The organism is Holdemania sp. 1001302B_160321_E10 (assembly GCF_015552275.1).
GTDB lineage: Bacteria > Bacillota_I > Bacilli_A > Erysipelotrichales > Erysipelotrichaceae > Holdemania.
In genome coordinates, this window is record NZ_JADNEM010000011.1 from 99760 (window position 1) to 121999 (window position 22240).

Annotated in this window: 18 protein-coding genes, 1 tRNA gene and 1 pseudogene; 15 read left to right on the forward strand and 5 right to left on the reverse strand. The window is 49.6% G+C overall.

The window, feature by feature from the left end; genetic code table 11:
• Positions 1-4: 4 nt before the first annotated feature.
• Together I2D94_RS08635 and I2D94_RS08640 are read right to left on the reverse strand one after the other, a co-directional pair.
• Complete coding sequence (locus I2D94_RS08635) at positions 5-1747, reverse strand: M56 family metallopeptidase (RefSeq protein ID WP_195396349.1); 1743 nt, start codon at positions 1745-1747, stop codon at positions 5-7.
• Positions 1731-2114 carry a BlaI/MecI/CopY family transcriptional regulator gene (locus I2D94_RS08640; protein WP_072682847.1) on the reverse strand — a complete coding sequence of 128 codons (384 nt, stop codon included), beginning with the start codon at positions 2112-2114 and terminating at the stop codon, positions 1731-1733. Before I2D94_RS08640 ends, I2D94_RS08635 begins: the two co-directional genes overlap by 17 nt.
• 137 nt (positions 2115-2251) lie before the next feature.
• Here I2D94_RS08640 and I2D94_RS08645 point away from each other — a divergent pair, with 137 nt between their 5' ends.
• The 7 genes from I2D94_RS08645 to I2D94_RS08675 all read left to right on the forward strand — a co-directional run bounded on the left by I2D94_RS08645 (position 2252) and on the right by I2D94_RS08675 (position 14854).
• The gene (locus I2D94_RS08645) at positions 2252-2899 is read left to right on the forward strand and encodes a pentapeptide repeat-containing protein (protein ID WP_195396351.1); all 648 of its coding nucleotides are present in this window, start codon (positions 2252-2254) and stop codon (positions 2897-2899) included.
• 467 nt (positions 2900-3366) lie between these two features.
• Positions 3367-3510 (forward strand): hypothetical protein, encoded by a 144-nt coding sequence (locus I2D94_RS08650; RefSeq protein WP_159432732.1) that lies wholly within the window; start codon positions 3367-3369, stop codon positions 3508-3510.
• A 462-nt stretch (positions 3511-3972) separates the two neighbouring features.
• Positions 3973-6600 carry an EAL domain-containing protein gene (locus I2D94_RS08655; RefSeq protein WP_195396353.1) on the forward strand — a complete coding sequence of 876 codons (2628 nt, stop codon included), beginning with the start codon at positions 3973-3975 and terminating at the stop codon, positions 6598-6600.
• A complete protein-coding gene (locus I2D94_RS08660; RefSeq protein WP_195396355.1) occupies positions 6567-9770 on the forward strand; it encodes a PAS domain-containing protein in 3204 nt (1067 codons plus the stop codon). The genes I2D94_RS08655 and I2D94_RS08660 overlap by 34 nt, the downstream gene beginning before the upstream one ends.
• Positions 9752-10120 (forward strand): Hpt domain-containing protein, encoded by a 369-nt coding sequence (locus I2D94_RS08665; protein WP_072682844.1) that lies wholly within the window; start codon positions 9752-9754, stop codon positions 10118-10120. Before I2D94_RS08660 ends, I2D94_RS08665 begins: the two co-directional genes overlap by 19 nt.
• Entirely contained in the window at positions 10117-14622 is a 4506-nt protein-coding gene (locus I2D94_RS08670) for a PAS domain-containing protein (protein ID WP_195396357.1), read from the forward strand. Before I2D94_RS08665 ends, I2D94_RS08670 begins: the two co-directional genes overlap by 4 nt.
• 148 nt (positions 14623-14770) lie before the next feature.
• A tRNA-Leu gene (locus I2D94_RS08675) sits at positions 14771-14854 on the forward strand.
• A 172-nt stretch (positions 14855-15026) separates the two neighbouring features.
• Here the strand turns inward: I2D94_RS08675 and I2D94_RS08680 are convergent.
• The 3 genes from I2D94_RS08680 to I2D94_RS08690 all read right to left on the reverse strand — a co-directional run bounded on the left by I2D94_RS08680 (position 15027) and on the right by I2D94_RS08690 (position 18865).
• The gene (locus I2D94_RS08680; protein ID WP_195396358.1) at positions 15027-16196 is read right to left on the reverse strand and encodes a site-specific integrase; all 1170 of its coding nucleotides are present in this window, start codon (positions 16194-16196) and stop codon (positions 15027-15029) included.
• Between the two features lie 339 nt (positions 16197-16535).
• Positions 16536-18152: an SIR2 family protein gene (locus I2D94_RS08685; protein ID WP_195396360.1), complete on the reverse strand. Its 1617-nt coding sequence runs from the start codon at positions 18150-18152 to the stop codon at positions 16536-16538.
• A gap of 329 nt (positions 18153-18481) precedes the next feature.
• Entirely contained in the window at positions 18482-18865 is a 384-nt protein-coding gene (locus I2D94_RS08690; RefSeq protein ID WP_195396362.1) for a helix-turn-helix transcriptional regulator, read from the reverse strand.
• A 153-nt stretch (positions 18866-19018) separates the two neighbouring features.
• On the opposite strand from I2D94_RS08690, the gene I2D94_RS08695 reads away from it, so the two are divergent.
• The 8 genes and pseudogenes from I2D94_RS08695 to I2D94_RS08730 all read left to right on the forward strand — a co-directional run.
• The gene (locus tag I2D94_RS08695) at positions 19019-19243 is read left to right on the forward strand and encodes a hypothetical protein (protein WP_195396364.1); all 225 of its coding nucleotides are present in this window, start codon (positions 19019-19021) and stop codon (positions 19241-19243) included.
• A 77-nt stretch (positions 19244-19320) separates the two neighbouring features.
• Positions 19321-19674, forward strand: a complete 354-nt coding sequence (locus I2D94_RS08700) for a hypothetical protein (protein ID WP_195396366.1) — start codon at positions 19321-19323, stop codon at positions 19672-19674.
• Complete coding sequence (locus tag I2D94_RS08705; protein ID WP_072682840.1) at positions 19664-19873, forward strand: helix-turn-helix domain-containing protein; 210 nt, start codon at positions 19664-19666, stop codon at positions 19871-19873. The genes I2D94_RS08700 and I2D94_RS08705 overlap by 11 nt, the downstream gene beginning before the upstream one ends.
• Positions 19874-20305: 432 nt before the next feature.
• Positions 20306-20494, forward strand: coding sequence for a hypothetical protein (locus I2D94_RS08710; protein ID WP_195396368.1), 189 nt, complete (start codon positions 20306-20308; stop codon positions 20492-20494).
• Positions 20495-20508: 14 nt separating this feature from the next.
• Positions 20509-20874: a helix-turn-helix domain-containing protein gene (locus tag I2D94_RS08715; protein WP_072682838.1), complete on the forward strand. Its 366-nt coding sequence runs from the start codon at positions 20509-20511 to the stop codon at positions 20872-20874.
• Between the two features lie 90 nt (positions 20875-20964).
• Positions 20965-21153 carry a hypothetical protein gene (locus tag I2D94_RS08720; RefSeq protein ID WP_195396370.1) on the forward strand — a complete coding sequence of 63 codons (189 nt, stop codon included), beginning with the start codon at positions 20965-20967 and terminating at the stop codon, positions 21151-21153.
• A gap of 209 nt (positions 21154-21362) precedes the next feature.
• Positions 21363-21674, forward strand: a complete 312-nt coding sequence (locus I2D94_RS08725; protein WP_195396371.1) for a glucosaminidase domain-containing protein — start codon at positions 21363-21365, stop codon at positions 21672-21674.
• A gap of 3 nt (positions 21675-21677) precedes the next feature.
• Positions 21678-22240 (forward strand): annotated as a pseudogene (locus tag I2D94_RS08730) (hypothetical protein); the annotation flags it as partial.

A 22240-nucleotide genomic window follows, 5' to 3' on the forward strand; every position in this document is an offset into this window, starting at 1 on the left:
GGGATTATTCGGCTTCGGAGAAATAGTAGACGACAAACGCATGTTCCCGATCGATGCAGATCGTATAGGTGACTCCGTCCTGCACCGCTTTCCAGCTGTCGTAGTCGCCGCCGATCGTTTCCTGAATCCCGGCCGGTTCCCATGGAGGATTCTGATCCAGCTTGAGGAAATCCTGGGCGAAGGCTTCGGCCAGCGCCTGCCCCTGCGCCTGCGTCAGATTGACAAGCGGCCATTGCGAGGCGTCCGCACCGTAATCCCGGAAGTGCAGCGAGGTCATCCGGTCGGCGTCAACGGTGATCTGGAGATTATAGCGGTAGCTGTCAGCGATTCGGGTCTGCGGATCATCGTAGCTGGCGAGCAGATAGAAATGCGAAGAAGGGATTGTCCGGCTGTTGATGCCGTCCAGCACCGCCTGCGGGATATAAGCCCGCAGCCGATCGACGATATCGTTCAGCGGCATGAACGCGTCGGCGTCCGCGGGATCGAGATCAAAGGGGGCGGCTTCGCCGACCTGCACGCGTTCCAGAAATAAATCCTTATCCTGCGAGCGCATCATCAGACTGAGCGTTGCATCGCCGGAGGCATACAGAGTGCTGTCCTGGATCACGATGTCTGCCTGAACCCGGATCTGATCCCGGTAAACTGCCGGTTTTTCAGACCAGACCTGACATTCCGGAGTCGCGAAACGCAGAAGCTCCTGCCGGTCAGCGGCACTCTGGTCTGGCAGCAATGACCGCAGCTCTGCGTCATCCTGCGCGATCAAGGCTGAACAGAATTGTTCAGCCAGCGTTTTTGCCTGCGCGTCGAAAGCGTTTTGTTGATGCGGACTGCACAGCGCCACGATCAGCACGACGACCAGTCCCATCGTCAGCAGACCGCCAGCCCAGCACGGTAGTTTTTTATAATTCAGGATGTTCTCAATTCGCCTGCGCAGCGACCCGCGCGCAAAGTTCAGCGGGTGCGGGAAGCGCTGCCAAGAGGCGGCAGCCAGTTCGACCAGGGCATGGGAATAGGCTTGTTTTCCCGGACTGTCCTGACGGCGGATTACCGCTTCATCGCAAGCCATTTCCATGTCCTGACTCATCAGGGCAAAGGCGGCCCAGACCAGCGGATGAAACCAATAGACGCAGACGAGCGCGTAAGCGGCCAGTTTGATCCACGGGTCTTTGCGCCGGGAATGCGTTTGTTCATGAAGCAATACGCTGGTTTCCTCTATTTCATTTAATCCCTCTGGAAGCAGAATCCGGGGATGAACCAGGCCGATCAGAACCGGCGAGTCCAGGTCGGGACACCGCCAGATTCCAGGCTGAATTTCAGTTCCCCGGACACAGCGGCGAAGAAACCGGCGGTATTGGAGCAGACTGCCGCTGACGATCACGGCCAGTCCGATCAGCCAGAACATTCCAAGTCCGGCGGCCGGTTGGGAAGCGGACGTAGGGCGGGTTTCCGCAGCTGCGGAAGCCGGTGCTGTTTCCGGTGGGATTAAGGACGTGCGAGGGGCATCGCTGCGCGGAAGCGAGAGCGCCTGCGCGGTCTGTTCGCTCAAGGCCATTGCGCCGGCGGGGACAAAGCTGACCGGCGCGCTGATCGATACCGGCAAAAGCAGCCGCAGAAACACCGCCGCCCATAAGGCATAGGCGTAGATTTTCGGCGTATGCCGCAGTAGCCATCGCAGAATCACGACAACGAGGAAGACGAAGCACACGGCGACGCTGTTGCCGATCAGAAAATTAAGCGCCGCGTTCATCATCATTCTCCTGACAGCGGTCAATCAACGCTTTCAGCGCTTCAGCCTCATCCTCGCTGATTTTCTTTCCGGCCATAAATGCGGTCAGAAACGCCGGAAGCGAGTTGTCGAAAAGATTTTCCAGCACCTTGCGGCTTTCATACTGCTGCACCTGTTCCTTCTTGATCAGCGCTGTTACGACGGCATTTTCATTTTTAAAGAACCCTTTTGTGCAAAGCTTTTTCAACACGGTATACGTCGTTGTACGCTGCCAGTTCAGCTGTTGGCGGCACAGCTGCGCCAGCTCGCCGGAGCTGAGTGGTTCGTGTTCCCAGATAATGCAGGCAAAACGGTATTCCGCTTCATGCAGTTTCAGTTCCTGTTCCATAAAGCACCTCCTGTCTATTGCGATAGACACACCTTCTGTCTTGAGTCTATCACGATAGACAAGGGCTGTCAACATTGGATTTCATTGCAAGAAACTGGATCTGTGATAAGATTAAAAGAATCAGGAAGGATGAGTTCATGAAACAAATCAAAAAAGAACTGCAGGCCCCGCGCCTGCCCCTGAAGCTGGATCCCGCTGTGCTGACGTCCGCGCTGGCGGCGCAGGAAAAACTGACCGGCTTGGAAATCAACGATGATCTGTGGCCGGAGGAAAAAGCGCTGGGCAAGGAATTCAGCGAATGCCGGATGACGAAAGTGACAATGGCGGCGATGAGTGAGAAAAATTATTTTGTCGACGTGATTTTCGATCACTGCGATTTTTCCAACTGTCAGCTGAGTGAAAGCACGCTGCGGCGGGTTGTGTTCGATCATTGCCGCATGACCGGCGCGGATCTGTCGCGCTGCGTGCTGCAGGACGTGGTATTCCTCAACTGTGCGCTCGATTATTCCAATTTCGCGTTTTCCAGTTTTAAAAGCTGCCGCTTTGCGGACTGCATCTGCACGCAGTCTTCATTCAGCGAAGGAAAGTTTTCCAGCTTTGAAATTCAACGCTGCAAGCTGGATGAAAGTGAGTTTTTCCACAGTCATCTCAGCGGCGTCGATCTGTCCACCTGTTCGATCGAAGGAATTGCCTTGTGCGGCGACGAGCTGAGGGGCGTGATTGTGAATCCGGCGCAGGCGGTGGATCTGGCCCGGGTTTTGGGGATTATCATTAAGGAAGAATAAACTGCTTTTGACTTACACAAATATTTCACAATTCGACCATGTTTTTCACACAAGCGGAGGTTATAATGAAGACAATCAAATGAGAAGTTTGATTAATTTCTTTCCCCCGTTAAGCCAGACTCCCTGGCAATAGAAAAATCATTCCTGTTGGAATGGAAATAGAAAGGCGCCCGGTAAGCGAATTTCTATTTTTTTTATGAGGAAACTGCGATTTTCAAACTGGGGCAGGCCGATCAGGCTTGATTTACTGGAATGAGGCTTCAGAAAATCATGTTTTTTACACGGGTGACGAAACTGTAAGCTGTCTGTAAGCTCAAACGATGGAGAGCGGCGGGAATATTTCTTATAATGAAGCCAGAAATCAAGGAGGAAAGGCTTCATGAAGAAAAAAACAGGATGGCTGCTCATCAGTTTAGGCGTGGCGGCAGGCTTGCTTTGGTGGATTAAAAAACAGAAGGAAGCGGAAGATGATGATTAAGAATCTGCGCTGGTTTGTCACGACGATGTTTGTTTTTGGAGGCATGAGTCTTTGCCTTCTGGATCAATACAATCCGGTGCTGAACCTGATCGCGGATATCCTGCATCAGGGCAGCCGGCTGATGCTCCGCTGATCCAGCTTTAAATCCAGCTTCGCCTGAAATGAAAAGATGTTTGAGTCAGGGACTGGCGTTCGCCAGCCCTTTTCGTTGTTTTTCCTTTCGGGCAGGATCGGGGGAATCGTTAGGGAAATGAAATAATTATCCAGGGTTAGATAGATCAATTCCATTTTATAATCAGTCAGGAATTCAATCCGGATTAATCTATGTTCAGGTTTGTCATTCAAAAGAAAACCGGATGAAATTAAACTTATTTACTGAAATTATTACCATATTCGAACGACTTTCACCCTGGAAAGAGATTGCGGTTCCCTTTACCCTATGCTAAAATTATTTCAATGGATATCAGGCAGAGATAAAAACACTCCCCTAATTCTTTAAGCAGTTCAGACAACTGGTTGGAAATCTGAAAATTAAAATCTTGTTTTTGATTTCCGGCGACAGTCCAAGCAAGGCGGATGAAGCGGGGTAATGAAGATGACTTCACAAAAAATAATCTTAATCGTGGAAGATAATGAGATCAACCGGATCATGCTGCGGGGAATTTTAGAGCCGCAGTATAAAGTTCTGGAAGCGCAGAATGGTTTGGAAGCGTTAAAAGTGCTGGGTGATCAGAAGGATAATGTTTCCCTGATCCTGCTGGATATTATGATGCCGGTGATGGATGGCTATACGTTTTTATCCATTCTGAAAAACGATCCGTCGATTGCTTCCATTCCGGTCATTGTGGCGACGCAGAACGACAACGAATCCGACGAGGTTGCGGCGCTTTCCCACGGCGCGACGGATTTTGTCGCCAAACCGTACCGGCCGCAGATTATCCTGCACCGCGTCGCCAGTATCATTAACCTGCGCGAAAACGCCGCGATGATCAATCAGTTCCGCTATGACCGGCTGACCGGCCTTTACAGTAAGGAATTCTTTTACCGGCGGGTGCGGGAGGAGCTGCAGGCGCATCCGGATCAGGAATATGACATGTTGTGCTCCAATATTGAGAATTTTAAACTGATCAACGATATTCTGGGTGTGCCGGCGGGCGATCAGCTGCTGATCAGCGTCGCTGAAATGATTCAGGAAAAAATCGGCGACCGCGGAATCTGCGGCCGGTTGAGCGCCGATCAGTTCGCCTGTCTGCTGCGCCGTCCGCAAGCGTATCCACAGGAATCTTTTATCAACGCCAACAGCGAGATCAACACGCTGGCGAACATGCAGAACGTCGTTGTGAAATGGGGCGTTTATGTCATCCGCGATAAACAGGTGTCGGTGGAACAGATGTGCGATCGGGCTTTGTTGGCGGTGCGCCGGATCAAGGGACAATATAATCACTACGTCGCTGCCTATGACGATACGCTGCGCAACAAGCTGCTGCGGGAACAGGCGATTACCGACAGTATGGAAGCTGCGCTGAAAGAACGGCAGTTTGTGATATATCTGCAGCCAAAGTTTCAGATTAAAGACGATCAGCTGGCAGGCGCCGAGGCGTTAGTGCGCTGGAATCATCCGCAATGGGGCTTTCAGTCGCCGGCCGAATTTATTCCACTGTTTGAACGCAACGGGTTTATCACCAAGCTGGATCAATATGTGTGGGAACAGACCTGCGCCAAGCTGCACCAATGGGATCAGGCAGGCTATCCGCCGATCTCGGTTTCCGTCAACGTCTCCCGGGCGGATATCTACAACAGCGATTTGATCGACTTTCTGACCCGGATTCTGAAAAAATATGAGCTGCAGCCAAGCCGGCTGCATCTGGAGATTACAGAAAGTGCCTATACCGAAAACCCGGGCCAGATCATCGCGACGGTCGAACAGCTGCGGACGCTGGGCTTTGTCATTGAAATGGATGATTTCGGCAGCGGCTATTCTTCATTAAACATGCTGAACCAGCTGCCGCTGGATATTTTAAAGCTGGATATGAAATTTATTCAGAACGAAACGGCTAAGCCGACCAATCAGGGAATTCTGCGCTTCATCATGAGTCTGGCGCGGTGGATGAATTTAAGCGTCGTGGCGGAAGGTGTGGAAACCCGGGAACAGCTGGAACGGCTGCGGGAAACCGGCTGCGATTATGTGCAGGGATATTATTTTGCGCGGCCGATGCCTTGCGAGGAATTTGAAAAACTGCTTCAGAAACAGTGCGAACAGAAGGCGAATCAGGCGTTGGACAATGTGCAGCCGCTTCCTGATCAGCAGAAGCCGATGCTTTTGTTAGCGGATGGAGACGTTCGTTATTGCGAAGAAATGCGCAGCGTTTTAAGCCAGCAGTATCAGGTGCAATGCGTCGGCGACGGTCAGAGTGTTTACCAGTGCCTGGACCTCTATGCCAGCCAGATCCGGCTGATTGTTTTAAGTATGGATATAAAAAATCCGGACGGAGTCGAAGTGTTGAAAACGCTGCAGCACCGCATCGAAGTCCGCGATATTCCGATCATTGCGAGTGGATATTGGGACGACCGATGGGAGGAAGCGGCGTTCAATATCGGAGCGGATGATTTTGCGGGCAAACCGCACACGCCGATGAGTCTGTGGAAACGCGTCCAGCGCACGCAGAGATTAAGTGTTCTGCGGCGGCAGGAACAAATCCTGCGCGAGGAAGCCTATCGTGATTATCTGACCGATCTGTTAAACCGCCGGGGGTTGTACGCGGTTTGTCAGTCGCTGCGTCAGGACGATGCCCCGCTGGCATTGTTCCTGTTCGACCTTGACAATCTGAAAAAAGTCAACGACCAGCTTGGTCATGATTGCGGCGATCAGCGGATTCGTCAGTTCAGCCGTCTGCTGCGCTCACATTTCCGTCAGAGCGATATTTTCGCCCGATTAGGGCAGGATGAGTTTATTGTGGTCATGAAGAAGACGGCGCGGAAGGAAGCGGTTGTCCGAAAGGGCGAAGCGCTGGGCCAGGCGTTTGTCGAGGCCGGGTGGAATCAGGACGTGCCGCTGACAGTCTCCGCCGGGATTGCAATGTGGGATCTGAGTGAAACGCTGGATGAGGTGCTGTCCCGCGCGGACAGCGCGTTGAAATGCGCAAAGGTCGGCTGTCAGAGCCGCTGTCGTTTATGGGAGGAAGCGAATGTATGGGGGATCAGGAGCGAAATTGTGAAAAAATAGTCCGGCAGTTCTGCGAGGCCTGGTTTGAAGCACGGGATGTGGAGAAAACCGTCGGCTATCTGGATGAGGACCTTGATTTTATCGGAACTGGCGAACAGGAAGCCGCCAGCGGGCGGGAAGCGATGCGCGCGTATATCGTCGCGGATATTCAGGAATTGGCCGAACCGTTTTCGGCCGCTTTTCCTGTGATGAAAGTCCGTTTTTTACAAGCGGATCTGAGTTCTGTTTTTACTGAAATGATTCTTCAAAACTCCCAGTATGCCTGGCATCTTCGGGGGTTTTTTATCTTGCGGCGGCAGGTGGAGACCTGGAAAATCGTCAGTCTGCATTTTGCCGAACCGGGCCGCAGTCAGCAGGCGGGTGAGCACTACCCGCAGACGGTGGTTGTGGAACGGCTGCGCCGCCAGCGGGAAGAGCTGCTGAACGACACGCTCCCGGGCGGGATGATGGGCGGCTATATCGCCGAGGGCTTCCCGTTTTATTTCATCAATGATCAGATGCTGGCGTATCTGGGATATCGGGACGAAGCGGAATTCGTCGCGGACATCCAGGGCCGGATCATCAACTGCATGCATCCGGACGATCGGCAGCGGGTTGATGAGGAAGTCGCCGATCAGCTGAAAACCAGCGATGAATACACGGTGGAATATCGGATGAAGAAGCAGAACGGCAGTTATATCTGGGTTCATGATCTGGGTCGGCGGCTGCAGGCGGAGGACGGACGTCCGGCGATTTCGTCGGTGTGCTATGACATCACCGCACAGATTCAGGCGCAGGAGGAAGTGCTGCGGCTGTACAACAACATTCCCGGCGCGGTTTTCCGCTGCCGTTACGACGCCAGCCTGACCGTTGTCAGCGCCAACGACGGACTGTTTGAGTTCATCGGCTACACCCGCGCTGAATTTGCCGAGCTGGGCAATCAGCTGGCGCTGATCATCGCCCCGCAGGAACTGCAGGAAATCGCCCAACGATTGCGCGAACAGCTGCGTCAGGCGAAAACCGTCCACATTGAAAACCAGATTTGCTGCAAGGATGGCAGCGTGAAGTGGGTCTCGGTGAAAGCTCAGCTGTTTATGGAAAACAACGAACCGTATCTTGACTGTGTGTTTATTGATATTACCGAGGAAAAGCAGCTCCACCGGCGCGAAAAGGAACTGTACGAACGGGAACTGCGTTACTTTGTGGAGGCTGCCAGTGGCAATCAGAGCGGTCAGGGACGGCTGAATCTGACCCGCAATGTGCTGGAAAGCTATCTGACGACGGCCAACTTCGCCGTTGCTCAGATTGGCGAAAGCTATGACAAGGTGATCGCTCAGTTTGCGCATTCCTCCATCGACCCGCTGACCGGCTTGCGGATTGAAGAGCAAATGCGGCGTGAACAGGTCCAGGCCGATTACGCCGTCGGCAAGACGGAATATCATTTTGAATTTCTGCGCAGTACGCGCGAAGGCGCGTTCTGGAGTCATACAACGTTTCATTCCTGCCTGAATCCGGAAACCGGAGAACTCATCGTCTTTTTCTATACCCTTGACATCACGGAACAAAAGCTGCAGGAACAGCTGCTGGATCAGATCGTCAGTCTGAATTACGACATCATCGCGGAAATCGACGCGCTGTCCGGAAAACTGCGGATTCATGCTTCCAACGATCCGATGATTCCAAAGGAGGATCAATTTTCAAAAGCGATCGGACAATTTGCCCGGCGTTATGTCAAACCGGAGTTTGAAGCGGAATACCGCCGTCAGCTCGATTTGCCTTTTATGAAACAACAGCTGGCGGAAAAGGGATCCTATACCTTTTCCATTGAAATGCAGGACAAGCAGGGACAGACCCGTGTCAAACTGTATAAAGTTTTCTATCTCGACCGCCGGCTGGACCGGTTGTGCGTGACGCGCAGCGACGTGACCGAGGTCGTGCGTCAGGAACAGATTCAGAAAGCAGAGCTGGCTTCCGCACTGAACGCCGCGCAGCAGGCCAACGCCGCGAAGACGGATTTTCTCTCGCGGATGTCGCATGAGATTCGCACCCCGATGAACGCGATTCTGGGAATGAGCGCAATCGCCGCCCAGTCGCTGCACGATCCGGTCCGCATTGGCGACTGTATTGAAAAAATTCAGCTGTCTTCGCGGTTTCTGCTGGGACTGATCAACGATATCCTCGATATGAGCCGGATTGAAAGCGGCAAGCTGCTTTTAAATAACGGACCTTTATCCACGCGGAAACTGATCGAAGGAGTCAGCACGCTGTGCGCCGGTCAGGCTGCGAACAAAGGCGTGCGTTATCAATGCATCGTCGAACCTTCGCTGCAGGCGGAGTATATGGGCGATGCGATGAAGCTGCAGCAGGTGTTGGTCAATATCTTAAGCAACGCGGTGAAATTCACAGAGTCCGGCGGCGAGGTGGTGATGCACGTCAGCCAGCTTCAGGCAAAGAAAGACAACGCCGTCGTCCGGTTTGTGATTCGGGATACGGGCGTCGGCATCAGCCCGGAGTTTCTGCCGCATCTGTTTGAACCATTCTCTCAGGAATCAACCGGGACGACGGCGACATCCGGCGGCAGCGGGCTGGGGCTGGCAATTTCCAAAAGCGTCGTCGATCTGATGGATGGAAGAATCAGCGTCCGTTCGCAAAAGGGCCGGGGTACGGAATTTATCGTTGAGGTCAAGCTCGGTCTGGCAGCGGGCGTCCATGAAACTTTCGCCGGCATCGTTTCCGCCGGGGACGCCGGGGGTCTGGATCTGAAGACGCTGGACTTTACCGGCCGGCGGATTTTACTGGCCGAAGACAACGCCATCAATACCGAAGTCGCGGTTATGCTTTTACAGGACAGGGGCTTCAGCGTCGATACGGCGCAAAACGGCGAACAGGCGCTGCAGACTTATCAGGCTTCCGCCCTGAATTACTACGATGCAATCTTAATGGATATCCGGATGCCGGTCATGGACGGCTTAACTGCCGCGGCCAGGATCCGCACCAGTCCGCGCGCGGACGCCGGACAGATTCCGATCATCGCCATGACCGCCAACGCGTTTGACGACGATATCGCAAAAAGCATGGCGGCCGGGATGAACGCGCATCTGGCGAAGCCGATTGATCCGGACTTACTGATCCGGACGCTGAATGAATTTATCGGAAACAAGGAGGTTTTCGGATGTCAGACGTTAAAATGATTATGACGGCCTACGGCGTGGATTATGCGCTGACAATGGAACGGTTTATGCAGCAGGAACGCATGTATGTGCGGATTTTAGGCATGTTGTTCAAGGATGAGAGCTTGCCGGCGCTGCAGAAAGCGGTGGAAGAAAAAAATCTGGAAGCTGCTTTTCAGGCGGCTCACACGCTCAAGGGCGTATCTGGCAATCTGGGATTAACGTCGTTGTACGAAGCGGTCTGCGAGATCGTGGAGCCTTTGCGGCGCTTGGAAGTTCGGGGCGATTATCCAGAAAAGCTGGAAAAGATCGGGCAGGAGTTTGAGAAGGTCAGAGGGATGTATGCCGAGCTGACCGCGTGTTCGTTATGAATTCCCATAAAACAATCTTGTTTGTCCGCGGTTCACAGATGAAATGGCAGCCGGCCAACGAAGCGGCGCAAAGCTGGAGTCAGGATCCCGACTTCAGCGGCTGGCTGGAGAACATCGGGGAAAACCAGAATCCAGCTGTCTGGCAAAATCCTCGCACGCAGGCGCGCTACACAACGGAAGTTCAGACGTTGAAGATTGCTGAGGAAACGGCGACGCTGTTGGTACTGACACCGGAAGTCCCGTCATTTTTCACAATGCTGGAAAATTTGGGGGACGCGCTTGCCTGCGGATTCGTGATTTATCAGCTTGCGGACAATGCATCGCCGCCATTGTATGCCAACGCTGCTTTTCGGCAGCACTTCGGCGAACCTGCAGAGGGACTTCTGGCGCAGACTGCCGTGCATCCACAAGATCGGCCAGCACTGCAGCGGGCGCTGCAACAGCTGAAAACAGAGCGCGGAACATTGCGGCACAGCTTGCGGGCGTGGGATAAAACGCAGGGATGTTACTGTGCAATTCAGATTGAGGCTTCGATGGGCACGCTGCCTCAATGGGGAACGGTGCTGGTAAGCCTGTTTCAGGACGGCAGCGAACAGGCCGCGTTAAAAACACAGCTCAACGCCGCCAATCAGAAAATGCAGCAGATCATCAACGCAATCCCGGGCGGCGTTGCCGTTTATAAAGTGACGGACAAGTTGGAGACCGTTTATTTCTCCGATGGCGTGCCCGCGCTCAGCGGATATACTTCTCAAGAATATTCTGCCCAGGCTGCCGCAGACGCCGGCAAGTTGATCTATGATCAAGACCGCGGCCGCGTCGAGGCCCAGGCTGTGGAAGTCGTGCGCACGCATGAGCCGGCGACGCTGGAATTCCGCATGGCTCACCGTGACGGTCACCTCGTCTGGGTGCGCGTACAGATCAGCTGGATCGGTGAGGAGGACGGCAGTCCGCTGCTTCACTGCGTGTTCCACAATATTTCCGATCTCAAGGAAGCGCAGCTCCAGATGAATCATCTGGTCAATTCAATTCCCGGCGGAATCGCCAGTTATAAAGTGGAAAACAAGGTCTTTATCCCGACGTATTTCTCTGCCGGCGTCGCAGAGCTGACCGGTTATGGGAAGCAGGAATTTCAGACTATCGTCCATCAGGATGCGATGAACGCAATCTATCCGCCGGATCGCGAGCGGGTGCAGAAAGCGGCGTGGCAGGCATTAGTCAGCGGCGAGGTGCTGGACGTTTCCTACCGCAGTCCTCACCGCGATGGTTCGCTGGTCTGGATACACCTGAACGGCCGGCGGATGGGTCCCCTGTCGGAATCGACGCAGTTCTATGCGGTGTTTACCGGCATGTCGGCGGAAACCCGGTTGTACCAGAGTATCGCCGATGAATCCTCGGATGGGATTTATGTGATCGGCAAGCAGAACTATGAACTTTATTATGTCAACGATAACCATAAAATTTTTTCCAATGATCAACAATATGCCGGCCGGAAATGCTACGCAGTGCTGTTTGGCAAGTCGCAGCCCTGTGCCTTCTGCACGCTGAAAACACACGCGCCGGATAATGAAGAACATGAGATGTCCGTCGATCAGCCCGGCCGTTTTTATGCGACCCGCTTTCGTGAAACGGATTGGAACGGGATCGGGGCTTATATCAAGCATGTTCGTGAGATCACCGAGGAAGTCCGCGTCCGCAAGGAAAACGAACGGCTGGCGCAGTATTTTCAGACGGTCGTCCAGAATTTGCCGGGCGGCGTGACGGTGATCGAATGTACGCCAAAGGGGCAGCTGATTCCGGAATACATCTCGGAAGGATTTGCCGAAATGGCGGGGATGAGCTACGCTGCGATAAGTCAGGCGATCCGGAAGGATTTTACCGCGAACATTCATCCGGAAGATCAGGCAAGAGTCCGCCGCCAGCTGCTTCAGTTCATCGCCGACCGCCAACCACAGGGCGAAATTGTTTTCCGCATGCTGACGGCAGACAAAGGTCAGATCTGGGTCAGCAGCAAGCTGGCGATGATCCCGGGTGAGGAAGGGGAAATCCGCGTCTATGCGCTGCATCACGATATCACCCGGGAACGGCTGGAACAGCAGCGGATTCGCCAGCAGTATAACGAACTGATTCTTGAACATTACCGCACACCGGGGGAAAATGCACTGGTAGCGGGACATTGCAACATCACTCAGGGCGTGATTCTGGACATCATGGATTACACGGATTCCGAATTGCTGGCAACTTTCGGCTACGACCGCGACGTGTTCTTTAAAGGATTGGCGTCGTTGATCGTCGAGCCGGATCAGCGCCGGTATTTCCTTGATCATTATTTAAACGAGCCGGCCCGGCGGGAATTCGCGGCCGGAGAAACTGTGCAGATTCAGGAATGTTTCGTGCAGCTGCCCAGGGAATCGCAAGGCCGCTATGTCGAAATTAAAATGAACATGGTAACGACGCCGGACAGCGGGGACGTTACGGGGATTCTGACTGTCACGGACATCACGGAAAAGACAATCGCCAACCTGATTCTGCAGCAGCTGTCAAAAATCAACTATGATTTTGTCGCCGATATCGACCTGGGTGCGGATACATTTAAGATTCTGACCCAGAACGAACAGACGGCGCTGACCGCAAGGACGCATGGCCGCTATTCTCAATGGATTGATCAGCTGCTGGAAAGCCATGTGCTGCCCAAGGATAAGGAACGCTACGCCGGCAATTTGAAACCGGAATTCCTGAAACCCCGGCTGGCGAAAGAAAACTCGTTTACATTCACATTCTCAATGTGCGATCCGCGCGGCGAATTGCGCATGAAAAACGTCACTGTGTCGGTCACGGACCGGCGGTTAAACCGGATCTGCCTGTCCCGGACCGACATCACCGAGTCGGTGCGCGAGCAGCAGGGACTGCTGCGGGTAGCCGCCGTAACCTTTGAATTGGCCGGGTTCATTGATATCGCTTCGCAGCGGCTGACCATTCATACACGCCAGACTATTGTGGAGAATCTGCCGCCGTATATCGTTGAAAACTGCGACGAAGCGATTGACAAGTTTGCCCGCAGCCACAGTCAGAGCGGCAGCGCGGAGGAGAGCAGCCGGCAATTTGCCCTGGCGACGATGCTAAAGCGCCTGCAGCGTGAGCCGCAAGGCTATGATTTCCTGTTTCCTTATCAGAGCGAGGCTGGCGAGCGGATAAAAAAAGTCAGCGTGCTGTGGGGGGACGCCGATCATCAGACTGTCTGTCTTGTGCGCGCGGACGTTACGGAGATGCTCGCCGCGGAACGTCAGACGAAAAAGACACTGGAAAATGCGCTGATCCAGGCCGAGGAAGCCAACCGGGCCAAGAGTGATTTCCTTTCGGCGATGAGTCATGATATCCGCACGCCGATGAACGCGATAATGGGGATGACCGCGCTGGCGAGAGCCCATCTGGATGATTCCCGGCGGGTGGCGGATTGTCTGAAAAAAATTACCTATTCGTCCAAACATCTGCTGAGTTTGATCAACGACGTTCTCGATATGAGCAAGATCGAGCGTTCGCAGATTACATTGAACCGCGCTGGTCTGCGGATGCCGGAGGTGATCGAACAGTTGTCGGCAATCATGGGACCGCAGGCGCGAGCCAAAGCGATTCGGCTGAATATCAATGCCGAGCGGATCGAACACACCCGGTTCTTTGGCGATGCGCTGCGGATCAATCAGATTCTGATCAACATTTTAAGCAACGCCGTCAAATTCACTCCGGAGGGAGGCCAGGTGGATTTCATCGTGGAGGAAATCGCCGGTTCATCTCCGGGACAGGTGAGATACCGTTTTACAATCCGCGACACCGGCATCGGCATCGAGCCGCAGTTTCTGGCCCATTTGTTCGATCCGTTTGCCCGCAGTCCGCAAGTCGGACAGATCGAGGGGACGGGATTGGGATTAAGCATCACGCGCGGTCTGATCGAACGGATGGGCGGCAGTCTCCAAGTGGAAAGTGAAGTCGGACACGGCTCTACGTTTATCGTCGAACTGGAATGTGAACAGGATTTCAGCGGAGAAACGGATAATCCGGATTCGTCAAAGACTTTGACCGTGAAGCCGCAGGTGGATCAAAATCTGGCGCGGCGGCGTTTTCTGATCGTGGAAGATAATCAGATCAATGCGGAAATTCTCAGCGGCATTCTGGAATTGGCCGGCGCCCGGTTTGAGGTCTGCTGTGATGGAAAACAGGCGGTCAGCAACTTCAGCGACAAGCCCGAGGGGTATTACGACGCGATATTAATGGATATCCAGATGCCGGTGATGAACGGTTATGAAGCGACCCGGGCAATCCGTCAATTACCTCGCCCGGACGCGCGGCAGATTCCGATCGTCGCGATGACGGCCAACGCGTTTGCGGAGGATGTGGAAGCGTCCATGGCGGCGGGAATGACTGCGCATGTCGCGAAACCGATTGATATTGATTTGCTTTATGTGGTGCTCAGCCGGGTGCTGCCGGAAAAAAACGGAAATCCCGATTGATTACAGGAAATCGCGGTCTGATTCAGCCGCGGTTTTTTCTGTTTTTTTTTGAATGATTTCCCATTGTTTCTTCCTGCTCACGAAAAAGCGACGTGTGAATAAAAATTCTTCCTTTTTGAATGGAACTTTGCTATAATAATTAAGCAATGCACCGGTGGCGGAATCGGCAGACGCGCACGTTTGAGGGGCGTGTGATTTATTCGTACGGGTTCAAGTCCCGTTCGGTGCACCATTTTAAGGAAGTCCACAATTCAATGTGGTTAAGAAAAGCCTTTAACAAAGGGCTTTTTTATTTTATTTTACAATGCGTTAAATCAATCCGATTTAATGCAATTCAAGTAAAATCGTTCAATAATCGTTCAAAAACAGTTCAAAGAAAAATGCCCGGATAACCGGGCAGTAATTCATGAGTATTTGCGATTTTTCAAAGCCTCTTTTTTTAATTGATCGTTGCTCCTGGCATAGTCCAATGTTTGATTGATATTGTTATGTCCCATGAGCTCCATGATCGTGCGTGGATCGACGTTGTTGGTGACAAGGTCAGTGGAAAATTTGTGCCGCAGCCGGTATACATTAAAATCGACACCCACACGCTTGCTGACATAGTTGATCTTGTTTGCAACATCATCAATCGACCATACTGTATCATCGCAGCGCATAAACAAATGCTCACTAGGCTGTATGCCGATAAGCTGTCGTAAGATTGGCTCAAGCTGCGGGACGATCGGCTCCAGTCGCACGCTCTGTTTTGTCTTTGTCGCCTTCTGCGTGTTCCATTCCTCAGCGGTGCTGCCCTGTGCGGTGTCAATGTTTATATATCCGCCGTCAAGATCGATATCTGCTTTATCAAGCCCCAGGCACTCTGCCGGCCGGATCCCGGTATAATAGATGATTTCAAGCATATAAACGATGAGCTCCGCGTTAAATTTGTACCTGTCACTATTTTTAGTATAATGCCGGATGCCGGCGATGACTTTATCGAGTGTTTCGCGATCTGTCGATACATCTGTTTTTTTATGTGGCAGCTGCGATGCTGGAACAACCACCTGCAGCATAGGATCGCTGTTAATCCAGCCTGTGAAGGCAGCCGCCCGGATTATATATCGCCAGCAGGTGGCCACACGTCCGATATTGTCGTCTGACTTTGTGGTGATCATCGCGTTAAGCGTCTGCTGGATATCCAGGCCGGTGATCTCCTCGATCGGCTTATTGCCGACAGCCGGCTGGATGTAATTGCGATAGGTAATCGTGCGGTGCTTGACAGTTTTGAGAGTCTTTGGGAATATTTGCTGGATCAGCATAAACGCCTCATCCACCGTATGCTTTCTGTCAGCTCGTGCGCGGATCTTCTGGCCGCTGTGCAGCAGCTGGGTGCGCATCTGATCGCGGTGTGCACAGGCAGCGTCCAGAGCAGCGGCTGCCGACTCATAATCGTCAGCGCGGAAGCTCTTGCTATACGGTTGCTTAAAGCCGAATTCGTCTTCATACATAAATGATACTTGTAAATACAAGTGGCTGTTGACTGTTTTTTGCTTGATGTATTTTTCCTTGCGGAGTTTTTTTGTTTTTGCCATATATAGCGCTCCTTTTCTTTTTGTGGTAAAATGAGCGCATAGAAAAAGATATGTCTGCCACGACAAATTTTTCTATGCAGAGGAATGGTTGCCGCCATTTCTCGAAGCCTGCCGGCTGCAACCGGCGGGCATTTTAAATTTCTTTCACAAAGTTGCTTTTTTGTGTGAAAAGCATATAATATGAGTAGCTAACTTGTGATGGATAAAGCTGGGCTGGCTGTGCCAGTAAGGTGGAAACACTGAGATGCCTTTGCTCCTGGGGTTAGCAATTTAATTACAAAGAACATAGAACAATTAATGTTCGTAACTCGAGAACTGGCTCAATCTATTCTTGGTCTTCTAAGAATGTGTGGTTGAGCTTTTCTCTTTGTAAATTTCATAATTTTCTAAAAAATCTAAGTAAAGAACACAACGCTTGTAATGAGTGCAATTACTAGTTAATTGATATTCTTCGTATAAATCGATTAATGTTTTGCGAAGAGATTCAGTTGTGAATAAATCAATATTTTTTAAAATAAACATACATTTTTTTGATAAAGTTTCGTATTTATCAATGTTTTTTTCAAAATCAGAGAACGAAGAAACTTGAGGATAATTTTTTATTTGTTTTTGAATGGTTCTAGAAATAATTTTATCTTTTGAGTTTTTGCTATTGATATATTCTAAAAGACGTTCGTTTTTATTTACTTCTTCAGCAATTAAGGCAGCATACTTAAAAATTGGTAGCACCCTTTGATGTGAGATTGATCGGTAGCGTTCAAAGCAAACAGATCTTGAATCTAGGTTATGGTTGTTCTTTAGAATATCTTCAAAAATAATGTCATCTGAAAACGTTGAATAACCATGCTTACTTATGAAATCCTCTTTATATCCAACTGCGATCGCTAAAGCTTTATGTGAAGATATTTGATCAAGGTCATTGATTCCTACAATCAAAGCAGCTTCTTGTCCTTGTTCAATACTTTGATCTACAATTCTTTTAACAATTCTACGAGTTTCTCTAATTCTGGATGCGGATATACCTGGAATCACTTTATTTAGTGTTTGGTAAACCTTCAGGTAATTATCAGTTTGAATCTCTGTGATTGGTATTACGAAGCCATCATTAGTTGTGATATTGTTCCTAACTTCAACTAAGCTGCGTTCACCTTTTTTCCATGAGATAAAAACAAGATGTTCGTGAATGTTTTCCTTATCGCGTTGGCTCAAACAACCAAGAAAGTCTATAATTATTTTTTGTATATTCTCGTCAGTGAATGAGTATCCCAGAAAAATAATAGGAGAATCGGTAAAAAGAGTTAACATTTTTGCAATGAATAATTTACGTGAATTTTCAAAGTTATTATAATCATTTTCAGTAATAACTATAGTTTCAGCATCAGATACACATCCGTGAATTTTGTAGATTTCAGCGATGTTATAGCTATCCGCTGAAAACATTTCATATTGTCTTTTATAAACTTGGTAGTCATCATCAAAGATCATTTGTTCAAGAAATTGGTCATAATTTGTAGTTATTACAGCAGCTATTTTGTTTTTTAACTTCTTAAATTCTTCAATTTCGTTGTATGACCAGGGTGTTTTATACATATCCATTTTTTTAAATTTTAGAGCAAGATACATTTTATAAGGAGATACGCCTGAATCAGTCCAATTAGGATTATCACGACCAATTTTGATTTTTCTTTCATAAAAAGCTTTGTTAAACTCATCCTCAATAATTGTTCCTAATGCTTTGTTGATTTGGAATTGGTTCAATCCTTTTCGCTTAAGACTGTCAACATGTTGTTGATAAAAATAGGGATCATCATTGACTTTTTTGAACGAACTTTTTAACAAATTCTCCCAATCAGGAAAACGATATAAGTATCTACGGGATAATCCTGATCCTATAAAAAGAACTGGCATTCTATTGCTTTGAGCGATTCTTTCTAAAACATTTGATTCATCAGGCATAATAATCCCCCTTTCTTCTTAATCTAAAAAAATATTTTTAATTCTATCTTTCCCTGTGATAGATATCAGGTAAGATTTTTTTTGTTCGATTCTATCTTGTTGAGTAGCTTGAATAAATTTCCAGTTACTGGTAATCTATAATCATACAGAGGCTCCGGAGCCTTCCAGCCGTTAAAAACAGTAGTGGAGGAATAGCCGATGAACGCAGAAGATTATAGAACGGAAATTAAGAACATGATTCAAGATATAGAAGACTGCAGAATTTTAAGGAAAATTCTCAAGATTGTGCAAGCTTTCTATATTGAGTGGCGGAAATTGTGCAGCGATAGTTAATCGCTGCTTTTTTTTGTGCGGGCAGCAATGTTTTTAATGAGCTCTTTAACTATTTTGCGATCTTCTTTACTCAGATCCATGTATTCAATAAGAAGTGCTTTGATAAAATCGTCTTCTTCCATTGAAGCTGCCGCAAATGCTTGAGAAAACTTGTCTTCATCATTAATTTCAATGAAAATGGGTTTTTTTCCAGTACGTAGCCATTCCTCAGATACATTAAATTCAGTACAAATCAATTTGATAGTTCGGTCTGTAACTGTTCTTTTCTCATTTTCTATTCCAGCCAAATGGCTTTGAGTAAGTGCAATTTTTTCGCCAAAGTCAGTTTGATTCATTCTTAGTTCTTTTCTTAATTCGCGTACCCGCTCATTTATGGTCACTCATTGATACCTCCTTTCGTTGACAGTTTCATGATACAACAAAAAATAGTCATTTGCAATATTTATGTGTTGACATTTATATTCAAATAGACTAATATATAATCACAAAAGGATATCTGGGGTCGTGAGATGAAGGAGAAGAAGAAAAAGAAAATGAAAACAGTATGGCGAGTTATGAACGGATATCGAAGGCAATACGAGATAGAAGAAATCACAATCTTTGAAGGTGAAGATAAAGTGGTGTTCAGCGGAAAAATGGATAGTTTCTTAAACCCTAGCTGTTTAGATTTGTGCAAAGAAACAAGCCGAATTTTAAAGAGTGAATGTAAAAAGTGTCTGATCCACAATCATAAAAAGTTATTTGTTTTCATTGATTAATGCGCCCTTCGGGGCGACCTTAATGCAGCAGCAGCCGGTGACAAGCCCGGGTAAATGCAGAGTCAAGGAGGTGTGAGATGAATAAAAAGCAGATTGAAATAATGGTGAATCCAGAAGCAATGCTTGACCTGGTAAAAGAAATCAACCAGACCAAGCAGCTCGGAAAACCATGGCAGCAGCTCACAGCAGCACTTAGCCTCTTGAGAACCTATGACCATGATTGTTCTATACTATGGAACAGCCGAGGTAAAAAAATAAATGGCATATCCATAGATGGCGAGGAATATCTGATCAAAAAAAGAAAAGGAGTAAAAGACTGCATGGAAGCGATCCAGAGAGAGGAAGCTGAAATGTCGTTGGCTGGTAAGCACAAAAGACAGAATCAGCCGGTGCCTAAAGAATTGATAGAGGAATTATTCGATGAAAAGTAAAGAAATGGTGAACTTAATTAACCTTAGAAGATCGGCTGATTTAACTAAAAAAGCAATGGCTGAAAAAATAGGTGTTTCTGCTTCCTATTACTACAAGGTTGAAAGTGGATATCAAAATCCAAGTTATGAATTTCTTAAGAAATTTAAAGTGAAATTTCCTGATGTTAGTGTCGATCAAGTATTCTTCAACAACAAATAAAAAAGCACCAGTGGTGACGCACTGATGCCTGCGTTATTTGTTTACCTCAACTTCCAGCGTCACCTGGAAGTCCACCCACTTAAGGCAGGACGCTTCTGCCGAAGACCCTATTGAGCGGTAGCTAAGATTACATTTCAGCCACAGTAAAGTATGGTTGCTTGCTGTGCAACACTTAGAATCTATTATATTTGCCATGGTAAGCAAATATAAAAAGCGATTGTCATTCTAAGCAAAAACAGCCGTCTGCTGGCGCACGGTGTGCGATCTTAGCTATGAAGAATAGGGGAGTTCAAAAGTTTTGTCAACTTTATCACCTCCAAAATGATTTTATCACAAATTGGAAAATTTTAACAGGTCGAAACCTAGGGTGCAAAGCCCGATGGTCTGCCGGTTAGACCGGCACTGATGAGACCATTAGAGAGGAGTGAGAGCGTGAGTAAAAAGAAAGATTGTTGTGCCGATCAGCAAGAAATGCAGGAATTCCTTGAGATGCTTCAACCGCTGAATTGCATGGAAAGGGCGCTTGTGAAAAACAGTATTTCTACGATTCATTCACTACGCGTGATGGAACAGGCGCGCAAGCCGACGAAGCCCAGCGCTGACCCAGCACAAGCGAGATAAGGAGGATTAAGGGCATGGATGAGTTACTGGCTGCCATCGAGCAGCTAACAAAAAAGGTTGACATGTTGCAGGCCAGCTTGGCTGCTAATCAGTACAAGCTGGTTTACACCACCAAGGAGCTTGCCGAGGCGTTGGGTACATATCCGCAAAGGATCCATGTGCTGCGCAAGCATGGGTTGCTTACCGGCACGCGGAACGGGCAGGAGTGGATATACACCCGGGAAGAGGCCGAGAGATTTCTGGAGCGGACCCGCGGCATGGATCTGAGCAGCGAGCAAAAAATTATCGAAGCGGTCAACCAGTTGCGGATCAGCGAGACGCTGACAGCACAAAAAAAGCCAACCGGCGGCAACCGGAAGGCAAGAACAAAACTGAACTGATTTACCCAAGTTCAGTGAAATTATACTACAAAAACCACGGCAATGGTTAAAATACAGAAAAATTTAGTGGCAGACGAAAGGAAAATCATAATGACAACGAACGAAGCAGCCCGCGCTTATGCGGTAGTGGCCGCATCAATGATACCACAGCAGCTGCGGCAGGATAGGGTGCGGTGCATGATTGCGCTTTACAACCAGATGGTCGAGCTGATGGATATTTACACAGAGACGGAGATCATAGCTAAAATGCACAATTTGATCGGCCAGGAGGATCGGTAGTGCGCCGGCTTAGACGCCCAGTGCTCGTGGCTCTCACGGCTGCGATTACCGCCGGCGTGACGCTTAACCTGCCTGCAGCTGAGGCCGAGACACCAGTACGGCAGACGGTGACCGTGATCGATCTCTATCAGCCTGATACGCCGGCTTACACCGCAGAGATGGACGTCAGTTGGCACGACTGGCAGCCGATCGGCAAGGCCGCCGGCGTGGTGCCGGTAGCACTGCTGGAGCTGGCTGAGGAGTACAACATCAGCCCAGTCTACGCCGCGGCGGTGTTTGTCCTTGAGACTGGCTGGGGTAGCTCATCGGCCTGGCTGGCCAAGCACAATCCGGCCGGCATCCGGTGCGGTGACCGGTACTGCCAGTACAGCACGGCGACGGAGGGCCTGCGGCGCATGATGGAGATCATGGCTGACTACTACGGCAACGGGTTGACCACTGTAGTACAGCAGCGTTCGCTGTGGTCGGAGGTCGAGGATACAGATTTAATTGTCCAGTTGATGATCCAGCTGGCGGAGTAGCTTATGGAGACAATCATCAACGGTATCAATAGGATGGCGGGCAGTTATCACGCTCAAGACATCTTCCAGGACTGGGTGCAGATGGCTGGGATCTCTATATCAAACCAGTTGTTTTACGACCAACGCCTGGAAGATCAGTATCTGACACTTGCGAAAAAATACACCACTGAGCAGTTAAAAGAAATGTGCCGATGGACCGCAAGGCTTGTAGAGCTGTTTGAGGATGATATCAATGATTACCTCGGCAGCATCTACATGATGTTAAATGCTGGGAATTCGAGGACAGGTCAATTTTTCACACCATTTCATGTGTGTGTGTTGATGGCCAGGGTGGAGCTTACTGGATATAGCGGGGGAAAAATCACAGCCAATGAACCAAGTGTCGGCGGCGGGGCCAATATTCTGGCAGCAGCCAAGGAGATCCAGCGTTTAGGTTACGATTATCAAAGTTTGCTTGACGTTGTCGCCCAGGATCTCGACTACAAATGTGTGTGGATGTCTTATCTACAGTTTAGCTTTGCGGGTATTAGTGCGATATGTGTGCAAGGCAATACCCTGCAAAATGA